The 1,012-nt window shown below is 29.2% G+C and carries 2 protein-coding genes; one reads left to right on the top strand and one right to left on the bottom strand.

Features of this window, described 5'->3' with window-relative positions; all coding sequences use genetic code 11:
• Window positions 1–128 precede the first annotated feature (128 nt).
• Complete coding sequence (locus ACHABW_RS25885) at window positions 129–281, bottom strand: hypothetical protein (RefSeq protein ID WP_435759912.1); 153 nt, start codon at window positions 279–281, stop codon at window positions 129–131.
• 142 nt (window positions 282–423) lie between these two features.
• On the opposite strand from ACHABW_RS25885, the gene ACHABW_RS25880 reads away from it, so the two are divergent.
• The gene (locus ACHABW_RS25880; protein WP_435759910.1) at window positions 424–645 is read left to right on the top strand and encodes a hypothetical protein; all 222 of its coding nucleotides are present in this window, start codon (window positions 424–426) and stop codon (window positions 643–645) included.
• The last annotated feature ends 367 nt before the right edge of the window (window positions 646–1,012 follow it).

Below are 1,012 nucleotides of genomic sequence, written 5' to 3'. Positions count from 1 at the left end.
ATTACAGATAGTTTATTTAATCGAGAAAATTTCAGCAGTTGAGTTACTTAATATTTCAGTTGAGGATTTTGACACAAATTCACTGAATTGTTTTCCTAATAATTCATTACTTAAAAACGAGGATACTTCTATAAATTTGTAAAAAGAACACGAAAACCTGGAAAAGTTAGCTCATTATTTTTTAAAACTTGTCGTATATCATTTTCAATTACATAATTTAGCCCTCTAATTAATGCAAATATTGAATAACTTTTAGCAAACTCTTCTCGCTGTAAACTCATATGCTCTCCTCCTGTTAGAATCAGCTTTTAAAAATATATACATGGCAAAGTTTAAAAACCTGTAATTAACAAGTACTAATACCATTATTACCCACTAAGCTGGCTTTAATCTATCTTATTGCTTATAAGTTCATAAGAAAAAATGGATATATTAAGGTACGTGAAAAAAGTGAATATTAATAGTAGTGTTTATCTCTGGTTGTTATTTATTGAGGATGTCGTCAAACAAGTAAAAAACTTAGCACGTGATAATTGTGAGGTTGTGGTTTACGATTTAAATAAAGGCTGCGACACGAATGATTGTGAAATGAAAGCAAAACAATATGACGTTAAATCAGTTCCAACTGTTGCAATCGAATGTTAAAAAAATAACGGAATTGACTTTGAATCTTTAAAATCAGCAGGATTAGGTCAATAATTTACTAATGGAACAAGATTGTTTTCTTTCAATAAAAAATCCCCCCTTATTGAAGTGACGGGGAAGCGCAATAAGCCGTAGCTCCTTTTGTAGATCTAAAGAGGAGGATAAGTTTAGAAGTATTTAAAAATTTACTAGTAACTAAATGACGCACTTATAATTGGAGTATTATGGTATAATTGTTTTATTGAGAGAATTTTTCTATCAGGTCTTTAGTAATATTGTAAAACAATGTTTGCAAGAAAGATTAAACAATCAAATTTACATTTTGAAAACACCACCATAACAATACTTATTGCGGGGTGTACAAATA

It is taken from the genome of Salipaludibacillus sp. CF4.18, from assembly GCF_051262595.1.
Taxonomy (GTDB): Bacteria; Bacillota; Bacilli; order Bacillales; family Salisediminibacteriaceae; genus Salipaludibacillus; species Salipaludibacillus neizhouensis.
Note: the sequence above shows the minus strand (reverse complement) of the source record. Positions and strands in the feature narration are given on the sequence as shown.